The following is a 17042-nucleotide window of genomic DNA, read 5'->3' as shown; positions in this document are numbered from 1 at the left end:
ACAACAGCAATCAGCTTTGATTTTAAAGACAATGACCGCTATCTGGATAGCGGTCATGCCGTTTAATTTATAGGAGATTTGTGGCTAGGAGGCATCTTTGGATGAGGCCGACTGCTCATCATCATCCTTATAAATGAATTTTGGCATTTCCAGACCAAAATAGATCGCAATTAAACGTAAGGTAAAACCAAAAATCAGCGTGGCGATAACGGTTAGTTCTAGCGACAGGCCAATTTCAATACAGACCCAATAGCAGATCACCGACACAAAAGAGATACTGGCATACAGCTCACGGCGGAACACCAGCGGCACATCATTACACAGAATATCACGCAGAATCCCGCCCGAGACGCCGGTCAGCACACCAGCCACTGCCGACACCACAAAACCGTGGCCCATTTCCAGCGCAATCTGGCAGCCAATAATGGTAAAGCCAATCAGACCCAAAGCATCCAGCACCAGGAAGATGGAACGCAGATGGCGCATCCATTTGGCAATTAAAATGGTGACAAAGGCTGCCGCGCAGGTCAGGACCAGATATTCCGGATGCTTGACCCAGGTTAAAGGATAATGGCCCAGCAATACATCACGTACCGAGCCGCCGCCCAGTGCGGTGACACAGGCAATCAGGGTCACCCCGAACCAGTCCATGCTTCGCCGTCCTGCCGACAATGCACCTGTCATTGCTTCTGCAGTAATGGCAATAATATAAATGACCAACAGCAACATGAACTGCCCTTCTTTCACTAGGGGAATTGATGCGCGTTATCATAAGCGAAAATACGGCAAATGTTATAAAAATTGTGCACAACATTGCTTAAATTTCTTGCCCGAACCGCAGATACAGGGCTGTTTCATGGTGATCTGCTGATCGGTGGTCGGATCAAGAAAATACCACACACCCTGATGTTTGACGAAATGCGACACTTCATGATGTATCTGCGGCTGGTTGCCATCCTGATAATAGGCCTTGAATTCGACCTGGGCATGGCTTTTGTCCAGCTTTTCCTGAGCACTTACGATTTCCAGTTTTAACCACTGGTTGGCGCTGCTCCAGTCCCGAATAGCGGCCACATCCAGAGCCTGCTGCTGACCAAGTGCGGTGGTTTTGACAATATAATCAATCTGCTGCAAGGCAAAGGCACTATAGCGTGAACGCATTAGCTGAGCGGCAGTTTGGGCCTGCTGCTGACCTAAATGCAAAGGCTGGCAACAACTGTGATAAAACCCAGCGCCACAAGGACAAGGCTGTTCTGACATAAATATTTTCCAAAAAAATAGCCTGACAATGCAGGCTATTTTAACGGAACTGAATCGGAAAACAGGAATATTCTGAGTGCTACTCGGCTGGCGGCTGTGGCAGCACATGCACCTTCTCGATTTTATGCCCGTCCATGGTGACCACTTCAAAAATATGATCATCGGCCAGCAGACGTTGGCCATTTTCCGGCAAACGGCCGAGATGGAACAGGATATAACCCGACAGGGTCGAATATTCTTCCAGCTCGTTGACCAGATCACGACCGAGCAATAACGAGACATGGCGGATATCGGTCGAGCCATCCAGCATCAGGCTGCCATCTTCCAGGGTTTCTGCAACCGCGTCGAGGGTATCTTCATCCGGGAATTCACCGGCAATGGCTTCCAGTACATCAATCGGGGTGACCACACCTTCAATCGAGCCATATTCATTCAGTACAATTGCCATTTGCAGCGGCGCCTGACGCAGCTGTTCCATCACCATCAACACCTGTGCATTTTCATGCACAATCACCGGTTCGCGCAGATGTTTTTCAAAATTCAGTACGCCGGTTTCAATAAATTCATTCATAACCTTATGGGTCAGCACCACCCCGGCAATATTGTCCAGCTCGCCATGTACCACAATTAAACGTGAATGCGAGGTATTCATCAGCTGGGCCTGAATGCTGTCCTGGTCTTCATCTAAATCCAGCCATTCCAGTTCCGGTCGCGGGGTCATCACCGATTTTACCGGACGCTCGGCCAGACTGAGTACGCCCTGCACCATCACGGTATGGTAAACGCTGTTCTCTTCGGCAAAGACTTCATCGGCAAAAGCACGTGTCGCCAGCACTTCTTCCGGACTTGGATGCTCCGGTTCCGGCCCGTTCGGTTTGCCGCCGAGCATCCGCATCACCGCAGAAGCGGTACGATAACGCAGGTCGGTGGTGGTGACCATTTTTTCCTGATTTTTGCGCATGGCTTGGTTCAGGAACTCGATCATCACCGAGAAACCAATCGCGGCATATAAATAGCCTTTTGGAATGTGATAACCAAAACCTTCCACCACCAGCGAGAAACCGATCATCATCAGGAAGCACAGGCACAGAATAACCACAGTTGGATGTTTGTTGACAAAATCCATCAGCGGTTTAGAGGCCCAAAGCATAATACCGATGGCAATGGTCACCGCGATCATCATCACCGACAGCTCTTTGACCATGCCGACCGCGGTAATCACACTGTCGAGCGAGAACACCGCATCCAGCACCACAATCTGCACAATCACCATCCAGAAAGTGGCGTGTACCGGATTTTCTTCTTTCAGCTGCGGCTTGCCTTCAATACGCTCACGCAGCTCCATGGTGCCTTTAAACAGCAGGAACACCCCACCAAACAGCAAGATCAGATCACGACCCGAAAACGGATGATCAAAAATATGGAACAGCGGATTGGTCAGGGTGACCACCCAAGCAATTGAAGCCAGCAGAATCAGGCGCATGCCTAAAGCCAGAATCAGCCCGACCACCCGCGCGGCATTACGCTGTTCTGGCGGCAATTTTTCAGCCAGAATGGCAATAAACACCAGGTTATCAATACCCAGCACAATTTCCAGAATAATCAGGGTCAGCAAACCCACCCATGCGGCTGGATCAGACATCCATTCAAAAATCATGGGCGATGCTCCACGAGTATCGTTTTGGCTGTGCGACAGCCAAGGCCGGCTGTTTCAAAACCTGGGGAATGAAAGGGAAAAGAAAAGAGATTAAAAGCGGCTGTTGTTGTATGGTGCAATAGTGTCCACTACCCATGACGGTTCTATTGTTGTCAAACACGATTTCAGTATAGAAAAGATTGGCGCCAGAATCACTCTTTTTTTGGCCTGGTCACGGTTGTGCTGCATGCTTTAACAATTCTTTGCAATCACACTGCACGGCGCTGGCATTGTTTGTCATATTTTTTGCATAAGCTAGAGCAGACAAAAAGAACATGTTAAGGTGAAACAAGAATCATGAATAGCGTAGTAAAAATGACTGATAATTTAAAACATCCTTCTCCTAAAACAACACAACCTTTAATTGCTTTATATTGCGGCTCACGTTCTGGAAATAAACCGGTCTATCAGGAAAAGGCCGTGGCACTGGCACGCCGTCTGGCGGAAAATGGCTTTGGTCTGGTCTATGGCGGCGCCAGTATCGGTTTAATGGGTCAGGTCGCCGATGCCGTGGTTGATCACGGTGGTGAAACTGTAGGTGTGATTCCGGAATTTATGCTGGATTATGAAATTGCCCATCATCGTCTGACCGAATTGCATATTGTACACAGCATGCATGAACGTAAAGCCCTCATGGCCGAACGTGCCAGCGCCTTTGTGGCCTTGCCGGGCGGACTGGGCACCTTTGAGGAAATTCTGGAAATTGCCACCTGGGGCCAGTTGAACCAGCATCAAAAACCGATGATGCTCTATAACGTCAATGGCTTCTATAATGCGCTAATTGCCCAACTTGACCATGCCGTGACTGAAGGCTTCCTGCCGCCGCAGCACCGCGCCAAGCTGATTATCTGCAATCATGCCGATGAAATCCTGACTGCATTACATAATCTGGATGCCCCACAGCACGTTGCCATTTAAAGCGCTTGAACCCAAAAGTCCAGAAAGAAAAAAGCGAGCCGAAGCTCGCTTTTTTTGTACTTGATGTTCAGTCCATGCTTAGCCTGAAATCAGGTTATAGAACCATGGCAAAGTGGTCGCCAGGAATACCGACATGGCCAGACCAAACATCAGTTTCATCGCATCTTTGCTGACATTGCGTGAGGTACGGTATTTGCTGACCCCGTTCACAATCATTGAGATGGCAAATTCACGACCGGCCAACAGACCCAGGAATACCCAGGTGGTACTCATCGGGATATTGCTCCACTCTTTGAAAACCAGCAGGATCATTGCATAGATAAAGTCCACGATGGTCGCAGCACGTACATCGGTAACATCGGTTTTGGTATCGACAATCTTCTGGATGGCACCACCACGCTGGTACAGAATAACCCCCAGCAAGATCACAAAGACCGTAATGGCAAACATCAGGAATTCAAACGGTACCTGACGCGGCACATACACGAAGATGTTGGCCAGATCCTGAATCAGCCACTGGCTCCACAGGAAACCGGTAGATAACCATTGTAGAATCACCCATTTGGTCGAATGTTCCTGATCTTTGGTCTGGTTGAAGTACACCGTCATTTTGTTGGCCACAAAACGATAGATGATCAGCGCCGCCAGGAAGGCCACGGCATAGCCCATCATGGATTTGACCATCATCGAGCCCAAGCTCGCAGGAGAGAAGATGGTCAACACCAAGAAGGTGGTACTGACCGGAATACCATATTTGGTCAGTAGCAACAGTAAAACCGGCGGCACAATATACAGCCAGGTAATTCCGCCTTCAGGGAACGGAATGGTTTCCAGTCGCCCATAAGAGGCATCACCGACGCCCGATGCATACCAGCCATAGACCAAGACCACAACCAGGATACTGCTGATATACACCCACAGTACCCACCAAGGACGATGGGAGTTAGAAGAAATAAAAGTCCCTAAGGTTTGAGGTACATCATTTCCGACAATAGAATAGGCCGCCAAACAGAAGCCGATTACCATTAAAAGTTCAATTGTCATAAGAACAAAGCCTATGTTCAAAAAGGGAACACCACCCCCTATCGGGCTGGCATTAGCTTAAAATGATGACAATACTATTTCAGTTCTATGACATTTTAGTGACAATAAAAATTTAAAATAAAAAAAGAGCACCGTAGTGCCCTTTCTCTTTTTTGCTCACTTATTTCAGGTTCAGCTGATATACCGCGGTGCTGCCGCTGACTTCATTGCCCACCACCAGTAATGGCTGGCCATTAGGCGAGTCCTTTGCCTCAATAAAGACCAGACCTTCCGGGCCTAAATCACCGGCCTGCCCCAGCTCAATTTGTTCAGTGCTCGCGTTCATCTCACGGCTATTCAGATACTGCACAAAACTTGGTGCAGATGGAGTCGATACATCATAGACCATCACCCCGCCAGCACGTTCCAGACCAATAAAGGCAAAGGTTTTGCTGCCAATCTGGCCCAGCGTCACGCCTTCAGGTTCAGGGCCTTTGTTGTCACTGCGGTTATCCATGCCTGCTTCTTCATGGTTGGCATTGAAAATTTCCGGATGATTCTCGGCAATGTACTGCTCAAAATCATCCCCTGAATCCCAGACCCGTTCCAGACCGTTTTGCGCGCTATTTTCTGTCCAGATACTGACCGAGCGTGCACCAAAACTATAAAGATGGTCATATACCAGATTGCCGCGTTCATTCAGCTTTGGCGTACCATCGGCATTTTTCTGGTAGCCTTCAGTCCAGGTAATATTCAGACGACCCAGCAGATGATCTTTACGGCAGTCACCGGCATTGCCTGCCGTGGCACCGCAGTAACCAAAATTGTCCGGATTCAGCTCGGCACCTTTGGCCAGCTGGCTTAAGTGTGCCGGTAAATCATCGCCTAAACGGCGGGCAAAGCCATCGGCATGTACCAGATGTTTCACTCGCCATTCTTCTACAAAACCTTTGCTGGTGTCGTTATTAAAATATTCTGGTGTGTCTTCGCCCCAGGCGCGCGCATCGCCTTCATTGGCGGTCACAATATAGGTTTTGCCGGCCACATCAAAGCTGGCAATTGCATCTGGCATATACAGACCGCGCACATTGGCCCAGGTCTGGATCTTAATACTGCCCGTTCCATCAACACCATCGGCATCGCTGACATCCATGCCATTGCCGTCCAGACCATGGTCTTTAAAGCCCAATGGATACACCGCCAGTACTTTGGCATTGACCACATCAATTTTGGCCAGCGCATTGTTTTCCTGCAATGCAGCCCAAGCCGTTTTGCCATCTTGCGATACCGTAATATATTCCGGTTCAAAATCCTGCGCCGCGGTCGCATTTGGCCCGAAAATACGCACGCCCTGGGCACGCAGCGCCGCTTCCTGTCCATTAAAGGCTTTAAAGTCTGCAGTGCGGACCACAGGCGCTGTTAAATTACTCAGCTGAATCACGGAAATTGAACCTTCCGGATCAACCTGATAATCATCAGATGGCTCACCTTCATTGGCCACCAGCAGGGTTTGACCATCCGGGCTAAAAGTCAGCATATCCGGTAAGGCACCGACCTGCACATGCGCCAGTTTGCTCAGATCTTTGGCCTGATACAGCGCCACATAACCCGGATCGGTTTTGACGGCAGCCTGAATCGCAATTGCCACAATACCGTTATGCACCGCGACACTATTTACTTCTGCACCTTCGGCAATATCATGGACCTGAATCTCGGCAATTTTAACCGGCTGATTTGGCTGGCTTAAATCGAGTACATCCAGCACCCCGGCCTGCGCATTGACCACAAACAGACGTTTGCTGGCGGCATCATAGGCCGGAATTTCTGCGGCACTTTCTGCAAAAATGCCGGACTGATAGGCCCCGATTTTGCTCAGTTCAATGGTATTGGGGGTTGGATCGACCGGTGTGGGGCTGACCTGATCATCATCACTGTTACACGCTGCCATTCCCACGGCCAACATGGCCACCCAAAGTGATTTCAATTGTAATTTCATAGGTTTAATTTGATAGTGTTTAGAATATGAACAATTTATAAACATCCGGTTGCAGTGCCATGACGTTTTGATTGCAGTTTTCTGACAGGGTCAGGCCGTCACGCGGCAACGCTTTAGATACGACATCCGCGCCAGATTGTTTTACACTAGGCAAAATTCCACCATGCCCGCTAATTATGACTGCCACGCCAACCCATCAAGCCCTGCAACCCGAATTCAGATTGTTGGTGCTGCTGGTGTCGATTGGCTTTTTTATGCAGGGCCTGGATACCACCATCATCAACACCGCGTTGCCGGCCATTGCCGAGAATTTGCAGGAAGATCCACTGCGAATGCACAGCGTGGTGGTGGCTTATGTGTTGTCAGTGGCGGCCTGCATTCCCTTGAGTGGCTGGCTGGCCGACCGTTTTGGCGTGCGCAACACCTATTTTTCCGCCATTGTGATTTTCACCCTGGCCTCTATTGGCTGTGCCTATGCCAGCAGCCTGAATGAACTGCTGTTTTACCGGGTACTGCAAGGCATTGGCGGCGCGTTCTTATTGCCAGTTGGTCGTCTGGCGATGCTAAAAATCATTCCCCGCACCCAGTTTTTATCGGCCATGAGCCTGATGAGTCTGGCCGGTCTGATCGGCCCCTTAATTGGACCTACTTTGGGCGGCTGGCTGGTGGAAGTCGCCTCATGGCACTGGATTTTTCTAATCAATCTGCCGATTGGCATTTTAGGGGTCTTGATTACTTTTAAAGCCATGCCAAATATTACCGAGCCGAGCGTGCCGCAATTTGATTTCTGGGGATTTATCCTGTTATTGATTGCCATGGTCGGGCTGTCACTGGGTATTGAAAATGTGGCTAGTCCGCTGTACTCGCTGTGGTGGAGCATTGCGCTGGTTCTGCTCGGTCTGCTGAGTGCCGGCCTGTATGCCTATCATGCGCATACCCATCAGAATGCCCTGTTTCGCAGCAAGCTGTTCCGGCACCGGATTTATGCAATCGGGATTCTCGGTAACTCGATTGCCCGGCTGGCCGGCAATTCAATTCCCTTTTTACTGCCGCTGATGCTGCAACTGGCCTTTGGCTTTGAGCCCTTTGTGACCGGCCTGATGATGATTCCGACTGTACTCGGTTCGCTGGCCTCAAAACCGATTATCCGCCAGCTGATTCAGCGCTTTGGTTATCGTCAGGTACTTATCACCAATACCTTGCTGGTCGGGGCCTGTATCGCCAGTTTTGCCCTGACCACGGCCGACACACCCATCTGGCTACGTGCGCTGCATTTCTTTATTTTTGGTCTGCTTAATTCACTGCAGTTTGTGTCCATGAACACCCTGACCCTAAAAGATTTGCCGCAGCAGGATGCCAGCAGCGGCAACAGCTTCCTGTCGATGATCATGATGCTGTCCATGAGTATTGGCGTGGCCTTGGCCGGAACGCTGGTCAACCTGTTTAGTGCCTATTGGGGACCGGAACAGGTGGTCGCAGCCTTTCATGCCAGCCTGATCTGTCTGGGCAGTATCAACCTGCTGGCTGCAATGATTTTCTGGAAAATTCCGAAAAACACCCCGGTCTAAAGCCGCGTGGAATGCTAGCCGCCGTGCAGGCTTCGCGTTATGATCAAAATTGAATCCTGAAGATCTACCTTGCCTATGTCTGCACACCCTGCCCGCCGTTCTGTCCAGCCCCTGACCTATGCTGCGGTTGCCATCTGCGGCGTGGTGCTGATGGCGGCCTTGCTGTATTGGGGCGTGCTGCATACCCGGCCAGCCACCGCACAGGACTATCCGATTCAGGGCTTTGATGTTTCGCATCATCAGCAGCAGATTGACTGGCACAGGATTTCGCCGGAAAAATACCGTTTCGTCTATTTAAAAGCCACTGAAGGCGGCGATTTTAAAGACCGTAAATTTCAGGACAACTGGCTGGCCGCGCATGAACAGGGCTTTCTGGTCGGCGCCTATCATTTTTATCGGCTGTGTCGTGATGGTCAGGTGCAGGCACAGAATTTTATCGACAGCGTTCCGAAACAGGCCAACAGCTTGCCACCGGTGATTGATCTGGAATACGACAGCAACTGCATCAACACCTATACCCGGGAACAGTTGCTGCATGAAATTGGGGTGATGCATGACGCGCTGCAACAGCACTATGGCAAACAGCCGATTTTTTACATTTCCAGGAATTTTTATAATATTGTACTGGTCAATCAGTTCCCGCAGGTGCCGCTGTGGGTACGCGAATATCAAGGCAAACCGGCCTTAAGTGGCAATCCCGACTGGCTGTTCTGGCAATATAGCAATCGTGGCCAGATTCCCGGCATTGCCACTCCGGTCGATCTGAATGCCTTTTATGGCGATGAACAGGACTGGCAACAGTTTCTTAAGGCCAACCAGATTGTGGAACCATCTAAAAATAGCGTGGATACAATCCCTTAATACTCATACCAACAAGATAAAAATAAAAGCTGACAGGAATATTGTGCGAATGACACTGAAATACAAGATTTTGTCAGGTCTGCTTGGCCTGATGTTACTGCTGATTGCACCCATCATCTATATACTGCAGCCCTCCGGAAAAGTGCAGGATTTCCAGCCGTGGCTGTATCAGCCGGCAGCAACCGCACCAGCGGGCTACACGGTCAAATTCTTTGGCGTATCGACCTTACTGTTTGATGATGGCCAGCAACAGCTGTTGATTGATGGCTTCTTTAGCCGGCCGAGTCTGAGTCAGCTGATGTTTGGTCAAATTAACAGCCAGCCAATCGTAATTGAACATGCGATTGAGCTCCATCAATTGCAACGAACGCAAGCCATTCTGGTGACACACTCGCATTATGACCATGCGCTGGATGTCCCTCTACTTGGCCAATTGCTGCCGCAGGCTAAAATTATTGGTTCCCGAAGCACGCTGAATATTGCCCGTGGTGCTCACTTGCCCGAAAGCCAGTTACAGCAGCTGGTACCTTTACAACCGATGCAGATTGGCAACTTTACTGTCACCGCTTTCCCGTCCCAGCATACTCCGCCAACTGCAGTGAATAATGATCTGGGTGAGGAAATCCAGCAGCCACTGAGCCTGCCGGCACGGTTTTCGGAGTTTAAAGAAGGCCATAGCTTTGACTATCTGATTGAATATGAAGGTCATAAAAGTCTGGTCAAGGCCAGCACCGGTTTTATTCCCGAACAGCTCAAACAGCTACAGGTCGATCATCTGTTTCTGGGCATTGCCCAGCTGTCCAGGCAACCGGAACAGTATCAGCAGCAGTATCTGGCAGAAACCTTGCAGCACCTAAAACCCAAGGTGCTGATTCCCATCCATTGGGATGATTTTTTCCAGCCGCCAGAACAGCCGCTACAGTTTTTACCACATCTGGCCGATAATACCCCGAAGAGTCTGAATACCGTGATCAAGGCCGCAGCACAACAACAGACCCAAGTGCTGCTGCTCGATCAACCGTATGCTTATCCGCTAATGACAGCCACGGATGTCGCGCGTTAAGATGGTGCCATGAGAAAAATCATTCATATTGATATGGATGCGTTCTATGCCTCGGTCGAGCTAAAAGAGCGTCCAGAGTTACAACATCTGCCGGTGGTGGTGGCATCACATCATCCGCGTGCAGTGATTGTGGCCGCGTCCTACCCGGCGCGGGTGTTTGGGCTGCGCTCGGCCATGTCAATGAGTCAGGGCCGGAAACTGTGCCCGCAGGTGATTGTACTGGAACCGAATTTCCAGAAGTACCGGGAAGTGTCGGCACAAATCCATCAAATTTTTCAAAAATATACTGCAATCATTGAACCGCTGTCGCTCGATGAAGCCTATCTGGATGTTAGCGAAAACCTGCAGCAACTCCCCAGCGCCACAGAAGTGGCAATGCGCATCCGCGAAGATATTTTTCAGACCACCGGCCTGACTGCATCTGCCGGCGTGGCACCCAATAAATTTCTGGCCAAAATTGCCTCGGACTGGCATAAACCGAATGGCCTCTGCGTGATCAAGCCTTCGCAGGTGCAGACCTTTATTCAGGATTTACCCTTAAAGAAAATTCCGGGCGTGGGCAAGGTCATGCAGGAAAAGCTGAAGGCCTTGGGTCTGGAAACCTTGGGCGATCTGCAACAGGTCGAAGAAGGCCTGCTGATTCAACGTTTTGGTAAATATGGCAAACGCCTGTTTTTATATGCACAAGGCATTGATGAGCGCCCCGTTCAGGCCGAACGCAAACGCCAGCAGATTTCCAAAGAAATCACCTTTGATGATGATTATGTCCTCAGCCAATGCACGCCCTACTGGCCACAGCTGCTGCAACAGGTCTGGGCCAGTCTGGAAAAAAAGCAGCTCTGTGCCCGCGGCGTGTCAGTCAAACTGAAACTGAAAAACTTTCAGGTGTTACAGCACAGCAAAAGCTTTCAGCATATTTTTACTCATCCGCAGCAGCTGGCACAGGCGTTACAGCTATTAATTGAGGAAATGCATATTTCGCCCCAAGAAAAGTTCCGGTTAATTGGCGTGGGAGTTTATCAACTGTCCTCACCAGCCCAGCAGCCACAGCTCAGCCTACTTTAGGCTTAAAATTGTGCAGGAATTGATCAAAAGAATAAAAATGATACAAAATGCGCTTCACAATGGGCAAAATTAGAGTAATCTATCTGCGCAATACATTTATCCATGTATGTGCTGAGATGCTGAAAATCACCTTTACTTTCAGCATGCTGTCCTGTGATTGGCGTGATGATCTATCCGAATATTACAGGACAACTCTGACGTTCCCATGGATGGCTGTATCGTCTCCCGCCTTGCTGTAACCTGCTTCTTTTTATCTGATTTTCTATCGCATTATCCCGATCTATTCCCTTCAGATCACCGGCTTTTTGCGTCCTAAAATTCCCATTTTTCAAATCAAAATCGCCACAAGATTGATGGATTTCCGTACCAACTCCGGCAGCGCTGGTGTTCTGTACTGGCGCTTCATGGCAATATAGTCACATTGCCAGAGCAGCCGAGGTGCTGCTTGCCCATCTACAGGATTTTGTTATGACCGTACAACGTTTACATGTCGCACAGCGCTATTCAGAAATTGCCATTTCAGGCCATCTGGTGCATTTGGCCGGCCAGCTGGCAGAAGACACCAGCCTGGATATTCGCGGTCAGACCCGCCAGACCCTTGAGATAATTGACCGTTTACTGGCTGAAGCCGGCACCGATAAAAGTCATATCATGTCGGTCATGATTTTCTTAAAAGATATCGAGCAGGACTATGCTGCCATGAATGAAATCTGGGATGCCTGGGTCGCCGATATTGAAGCGCTGCCCCGCACCTGTGTGGAAGCCAAGCTGTATCAGCCCGAAGTCCTGGTTGAAATGACTGTGGTCGCGGTTAAACCATAAAAATTTGAGATAAAAAGCATCTGTTTAGATGCTTTTTTTCAACCCAACGCGCCCATTCTGCGCGCTGAGGCCGGATAGAACGCCAATTTCTTTTTTGGCAGATCAAGCGCCTCCAGATTTTCAGCGCCCTCCAGTAACCCAAATTCTTCACGCAACTGCTTATATTCCGGCACCTGATCAAAGCTGATTACGGTATAACCGGCCATCCGCAGCAATTCATTCTGATACTGAATATGCTGACGTTTTAAGGTCAGGGTATCATCCAGGGTAATCACGGCCAGTACCTGATAAGCATCATCCAGCACCACAAAGTCCGCCACCATATTGCGGTATTTATTGCGGGTACGCGGCAGTTTGGTGGTCAGTAGCGCATCAAAAGACACATGGGTCAGCACGGTATGGGTCGGTAAAATTTCTTTCAGCCGGGTATAGGTCAGCTGCTCATTCAAACTGAAAATAGCGCGGCGTTTCAGGGTACTGTCGGTCTGGCGTTTGGCCTGAATGGCATGCCTGGCTGCCATGATCAGCAACCCTGCCAGAATAAGACTTGCGAGAATAATATAAACAGTCATGAGGTTAATCCTTTAATACTCTATTCTTATAATTTATTCGGTATCTCACCGATTATTTTTCAAATACAAGTATAACGTTTTGCTTATTATAAATAGGTTAAATTTAAGAAACTTAAAGCAATGCTGACGAAAGATGCATAAACACTGACAGTCTGTTGCAGAGCAAGTTTCCAGGAAAAACCATCTCCTTGTTTTTCCTCAAGCTAATGTATACCAACTTTTATGAGCTTCACAATTCTTTTCAAACCGATTGTCTGACAAATCCGACAAAATGTGAACCAGAAAAAGGACGCACTTGGCGTCCTTTCCTGATTTAAGCACGAGATTTTGGCTTAGACTTACCTTTGGCCTTTGCACCGCCAAATGGACGTTTTTCGCCGGTTTCACGTGGAGGCAAACCGGTATGCTGGGTCAACATCTGGCCTTTTTTCGGACGATTCGACTGACCCTGATTTTGCCCTTGGCCACGGTTGCCATGCTGACCGGTACGTTTCTGTGAATCTCCGGCCTGGGTCGAGTTTTTCTTACGCGCTGACTGGTACTGCCCTTCCATACCTTGCGGCTGATAGGTTGGAATCAGATGCTGCTTGGAATTGCCAATCAAATCGGCACGGCCCATCTCTTTTAAAGCCTCACGTAACAATGGCCAGTTGTTTGGATCATGGTAACGCAAGAAGGCTTTGTGCAGACGACGACGTTTCTCTCCTTTCACAATATCGACATCTTCGGTATAACGCGCCACTTTGGCCAGCGGGTTTTTACCGGTGTAATACATGGTGGTGGCGGTGGCCATTGGCGATGGATAGAAGGTCTGTACCTGATCGGCACGGAAACCATTCTTTTTCAGCCAGATCGCCAGGTTCATCATGTCGTAGTCGGTGGTGCCCGGATGCGCCGCGATGAAATACGGAATCAGATACTGTTCCTTGCCGGCTTCCTTGCTGAAACGATCAAACATTTGCTTGAAGCGGTCATAGGTACCAATACCGGGCTTCATCATCTTCGATAACGGACCTTTTTCGGTATGTTCCGGTGCAATCTTCAGATAACCCCCAACGTGGTGGGTCACCAGTTCACGCACATATTCCGGATTCAGTACCGCCAGGTCATAACGCAGACCGGAACCAATCAAAATCTTTTTAATGCCTTTAATCGCACGTGCTTTACGGTATAGCTGGGTCAGTGGTGCATGATCGGTATGCAGGTTCTGACACACGCCTGGGAATACACAGGACGGCTTACGGCAGTTCTTTTCAATTTCCGGATCTTTACAGTGCAAGCGGTACATGTTAGCGGTTGGACCACCTAAGTCCGAGATAATCCCGGTAAAGCCCGGTGCGGTATCACGGATTTTTTCCACTTCACGTAGAATCGACTCTTCCGAACGGTTCTGGATGATGCGGCCTTCATGTTCGGTAATCGAACAGAACGTACAGCCCCCAAAACAGCCACGCATGATGTTCACCGAGAACTTGATCATGTCGAACGCCGGGAAACGTGCATCGCCATAAGCTGGATGTGGCAGACGTGCATATGGCAGGTCAAACACATAATCCATTTCTTCAGTGGTCAATGGAATTGGTGGTGGATTAATCCAGACATCACGCTCGCCGTGTTTTTGCACCAAAGCACGTGCGTTGCCCGGGTTAGTTTCCAAATGCAGAATACGGTTGGCATGTGCATATAGCACCGGATCATTAGCCACGTCTTCAAAAGATGGCAAACGAATAACCGCCAGTTCACGTGGTGGCAGTTTATGCTTAATGGCTTTTGAGGCCGGTTGCAGCTGAACAATCTGCGTATCGGCATCCAGGTTGTCGCCTTCACGGACAATCGGATTGGCCACCATTTCTTTTTGGAAATTCTGGTACTGGCTTAAGCTGTTACCCTTTTCTTTTTCAACTTCACAGCCATCAATATCTTCGGTCATCACATAGGGGTTGATGATCGGATCGACACGGCCAATGGTATCGACATCATTGGAGGCGATTTCGACAAACTTGGCTTTGGCCGCACGGTTATGTTTATTGATGATAAAGGCAGTACCGCGCACATCGGTGATATCGGTAATTTTTTCGCCTTTGGCCAGACGGTGCATCACTTCAATAATGGAACGCTCGCCATTACCGTACATCAATAAATCGGCTTTTGAATCCATCAGAATTGAACGACGGACTTTATCTGACCAGTAATCATAATGCGCAATACGACGCAGTGAACCTTCGATCCCGCCAAGCAACACCGGCACATCCGGGAAGGCTTCACGACAGCGCTGGCAATACACGGTTGCAGCACGGTCTGGACGTTTGTTCGGGACATTGTCTGGTGAATAGGCATCATCCGAGCGGATTTTGCGGTCCGCGGTATAACGGTTGATCATCGAGTCCATATTGCCGGCGGTGACGCCCCAGGCAATATTCGGTTTACCTAAGGCACGAAAGGCCTCGACATTGGTCCAGTCAGGCTGCGCGATAATTCCGACCCGGAAACCTTGCGCTTCCAGCACACGGCCAATAATACCGGATACAAAAGATGGATGATCAATATAGGCATCGCCGCAGACCAGAATAAAGTCACAGCTATCCCAGCCGAGTTGGTCCATTTCCTCGCGTGACATCGGCAAAAATGGCGCGGGTTCAAAACATGACGCCCAATATTTGTCGTAATCAAACAACGCTTTCGGCGCGGTTTGAGCGGTATAAGCAGTAGACATGGCTAGCAATTCTCGGCTGGCAGATGGAAGATCAGAAAAGATCGAAAGATGAAAGCCGAATATTTTAGCATGAATTCCAAGTCGCTTGCTTGATTATAATTTATACAAAATCAAGTTTTTAATTTTTCATCTGTGCCGTGGGTGCAGTGCTGCTTAATTTTTTCAGATATAGGGTCAATATCAGGCCCAACAACAGCAGACTTGCGATAAAGATCAATAAACCAGGCCAGTCCCAGCGCTCCCAGATCAGACCGCTACCACTGCCGAGCACGCTCGAGCCCAAGTAATAGCAGAACAGATATAAAGATGAACCCACCGCCCGATACTGTAATGATTGCACGGTCACCCAGCTGCTACAAAGAGAATGCGCTGCAAAAAAAGCAAAGGTAAAAATCAGCAGCCCGACTAACACGACCGCCAGCTGATTCAGTAACATTAGCGCCAGACTGGCCCACATCACCAGCAGCATCAACGGTAACACTTTTTCCCGGCCAAACTTTTGTCCCCACTGTGCTGCCCGTGGTGAACTGTAAATTCCAGCCAGATAGGCCACAGAAATCAGCCCGATCCAGGTTTGTGGCAAAGCAAAAGGCGCATCCAGCAGATGATAGCTCATGTAGTTAAATACCGAGACAAAGCATCCCATTAGAATAAAGCCCTGAAGAAACAGAATTCTTAATTTTGGATCGGCCAGATTTTTGGCAAAGGCCTGTTTAAAGCGCGATAACTGAATTGGATAGGACTGGAAATTCCGGGAATTGGGCAACAGCCAGTAAAACAGAATCGCAATCGCCAGGTTAATCACACCAATGATTAAAGTTGCATATTGCCAGGAAATAAAATCCACCAGGACTCCGGCAATTAAACGGCCACTCATGCCGCCAATTGCGGTGCCTGAAATATATAAGCCCATGGCAAAGCCAACATCTTTGGCCGCAATTTCTTCGCCAATATAGGTCATTGCCACCGCGGCCACCCCACTGACTGCCATGCCAATCAGGACACGGGTGCTGAGAAAAAATGACCACTGTGGCAATAAAGCACTGGCTATTAACAGTAAGGCCGCAGAGAACAATGCCACGACCATAATCTGTTTACGCCCGACCCGATCTGAAATCAGTCCGGTAAATAATAGAGCGGCGGCCAAAGCAAAGGTCGAAAAAGATAAGGGAAAACTACTTTGGGTCGGACTGACCTGAAAGAACTGGGCCAGAATCGGCATCATCGGTTGAACACAGTACAAGGCAGAAAAGGAGGCAAAACCGGCCAAAAACAAAGAGAGAAGAATGGCCTTAAACTGAGGAGAATCGTGCTCAATTTGCTGAGTCTGGCTTTGGGAATCTGACATATACACTCCAATTATATTATGAGTATACGCCGGTTCCGGTTAAATTGGGGGCTTCAATTTCAACCGATTAAAAGCTGGTTTAAACGGAGAGAAGAACCCTCGATAAATTCTACTTTCTTAAGCACACAAATTTTCTG

The 17042-nt window shown here is 49.0% G+C and carries 14 protein-coding genes; 6 read left to right on the top strand and 8 right to left on the bottom strand.

Going from position 1 to position 17042, the window contains the following annotated elements; all coding sequences use genetic code 11:
* Nucleotides 1–84: 84 nt before the first annotated feature.
* The 3 genes from VF685_RS05520 to VF685_RS05510 all read right to left on the bottom strand — a co-directional run bounded on the left by VF685_RS05520 (nucleotide 85) and on the right by VF685_RS05510 (nucleotide 2917).
* Nucleotides 85–729: a trimeric intracellular cation channel family protein gene (locus VF685_RS05520; RefSeq protein WP_005181518.1), complete on the bottom strand. Its 645-nt coding sequence runs from the start codon at nucleotides 727–729 to the stop codon at nucleotides 85–87.
* Between the two features lie 63 nt (nucleotides 730–792).
* Nucleotides 793–1260, bottom strand: coding sequence for a YchJ family protein (locus VF685_RS05515; RefSeq protein ID WP_005181516.1), 468 nt, complete (start codon nucleotides 1258–1260; stop codon nucleotides 793–795).
* Nucleotides 1261–1339: 79 nt separating this feature from the next.
* Nucleotides 1340–2917 carry a TerC family protein gene (locus VF685_RS05510; protein WP_075167841.1) on the bottom strand — a complete coding sequence of 526 codons (1578 nt, stop codon included), beginning with the start codon at nucleotides 2915–2917 and terminating at the stop codon, nucleotides 1340–1342.
* Nucleotides 2918–3253: 336 nt separating this feature from the next.
* On the opposite strand from VF685_RS05510, the gene VF685_RS05505 reads away from it, so the two are divergent.
* Nucleotides 3254–3874 carry a TIGR00730 family Rossman fold protein gene (locus tag VF685_RS05505; RefSeq protein WP_005181508.1) on the top strand — a complete coding sequence of 207 codons (621 nt, stop codon included), beginning with the start codon at nucleotides 3254–3256 and terminating at the stop codon, nucleotides 3872–3874.
* 78 nt (nucleotides 3875–3952) lie between these two features.
* On the opposite strand, the gene VF685_RS05500 is transcribed toward VF685_RS05505, so the two are convergent.
* On the bottom strand, nucleotides 3953–4918 hold the full coding sequence (locus VF685_RS05500) for a hypothetical protein (protein ID WP_127800452.1): 966 nt from the start codon (nucleotides 4916–4918) through the stop codon (nucleotides 3953–3955).
* A 160-nt stretch (nucleotides 4919–5078) separates the two neighbouring features.
* Complete coding sequence (locus tag VF685_RS05495) at nucleotides 5079–6893, bottom strand: choice-of-anchor I family protein (protein WP_374855266.1); 1815 nt, start codon at nucleotides 6891–6893, stop codon at nucleotides 5079–5081.
* A gap of 176 nt (nucleotides 6894–7069) precedes the next feature.
* On the opposite strand from VF685_RS05495, the gene mdtD reads away from it, so the two are divergent.
* The 5 genes from mdtD to VF685_RS05470 all read left to right on the top strand — a co-directional run bounded on the left by mdtD (nucleotide 7070) and on the right by VF685_RS05470 (nucleotide 12272).
* Nucleotides 7070–8461 carry a multidrug transporter subunit MdtD gene (mdtD, locus tag VF685_RS05490; protein ID WP_005181486.1) on the top strand — a complete coding sequence of 464 codons (1392 nt, stop codon included), beginning with the start codon at nucleotides 7070–7072 and terminating at the stop codon, nucleotides 8459–8461.
* A 75-nt stretch (nucleotides 8462–8536) separates the two neighbouring features.
* Nucleotides 8537–9322 carry a glycoside hydrolase family 25 protein gene (locus VF685_RS05485; RefSeq protein WP_168400138.1) on the top strand — a complete coding sequence of 262 codons (786 nt, stop codon included), beginning with the start codon at nucleotides 8537–8539 and terminating at the stop codon, nucleotides 9320–9322.
* A gap of 49 nt (nucleotides 9323–9371) precedes the next feature.
* The gene (locus tag VF685_RS05480; RefSeq protein WP_286385467.1) at nucleotides 9372–10385 is read left to right on the top strand and encodes an MBL fold metallo-hydrolase; all 1014 of its coding nucleotides are present in this window, start codon (nucleotides 9372–9374) and stop codon (nucleotides 10383–10385) included.
* Nucleotides 10386–10394: 9 nt separating this feature from the next.
* Nucleotides 10395–11450 (top strand): DNA polymerase IV, encoded by a 1056-nt coding sequence (dinB, locus tag VF685_RS05475; protein ID WP_016659727.1) that lies wholly within the window; start codon nucleotides 10395–10397, stop codon nucleotides 11448–11450.
* Nucleotides 11451–11918: 468 nt separating this feature from the next.
* On the top strand, nucleotides 11919–12272 hold the full coding sequence (locus VF685_RS05470) for a RidA family protein (protein WP_005181474.1): 354 nt from the start codon (nucleotides 11919–11921) through the stop codon (nucleotides 12270–12272).
* A 38-nt stretch (nucleotides 12273–12310) separates the two neighbouring features.
* On the opposite strand, the gene VF685_RS05465 is transcribed toward VF685_RS05470, so the two are convergent.
* From VF685_RS05465 to VF685_RS05455, 3 genes are all read right to left on the bottom strand, one after another.
* Nucleotides 12311–12844: a DUF2726 domain-containing protein gene (locus VF685_RS05465; RefSeq protein WP_242911892.1), complete on the bottom strand. Its 534-nt coding sequence runs from the start codon at nucleotides 12842–12844 to the stop codon at nucleotides 12311–12313.
* Between the two features lie 313 nt (nucleotides 12845–13157).
* Nucleotides 13158–15557, bottom strand: coding sequence for a YgiQ family radical SAM protein (locus VF685_RS05460; protein ID WP_286385468.1), 2400 nt, complete (start codon nucleotides 15555–15557; stop codon nucleotides 13158–13160).
* 118 nt (nucleotides 15558–15675) lie between these two features.
* On the bottom strand, nucleotides 15676–16905 hold the full coding sequence (locus tag VF685_RS05455; RefSeq protein ID WP_180088870.1) for an MFS transporter: 1230 nt from the start codon (nucleotides 16903–16905) through the stop codon (nucleotides 15676–15678).
* Nucleotides 16906–17042 lie beyond the last annotated feature (137 nt).

This window comes from Acinetobacter sp. Brlt_5, assembly GCF_051949055.1.
In the GTDB taxonomy this organism is placed as follows: Bacteria; Pseudomonadota; Gammaproteobacteria; order Pseudomonadales; family Moraxellaceae; genus Acinetobacter; species Acinetobacter indicus.
The sequence above is the reverse complement of the archived record's forward strand: the minus strand, read 5'-3'. Positions and strand labels throughout refer to the sequence as shown.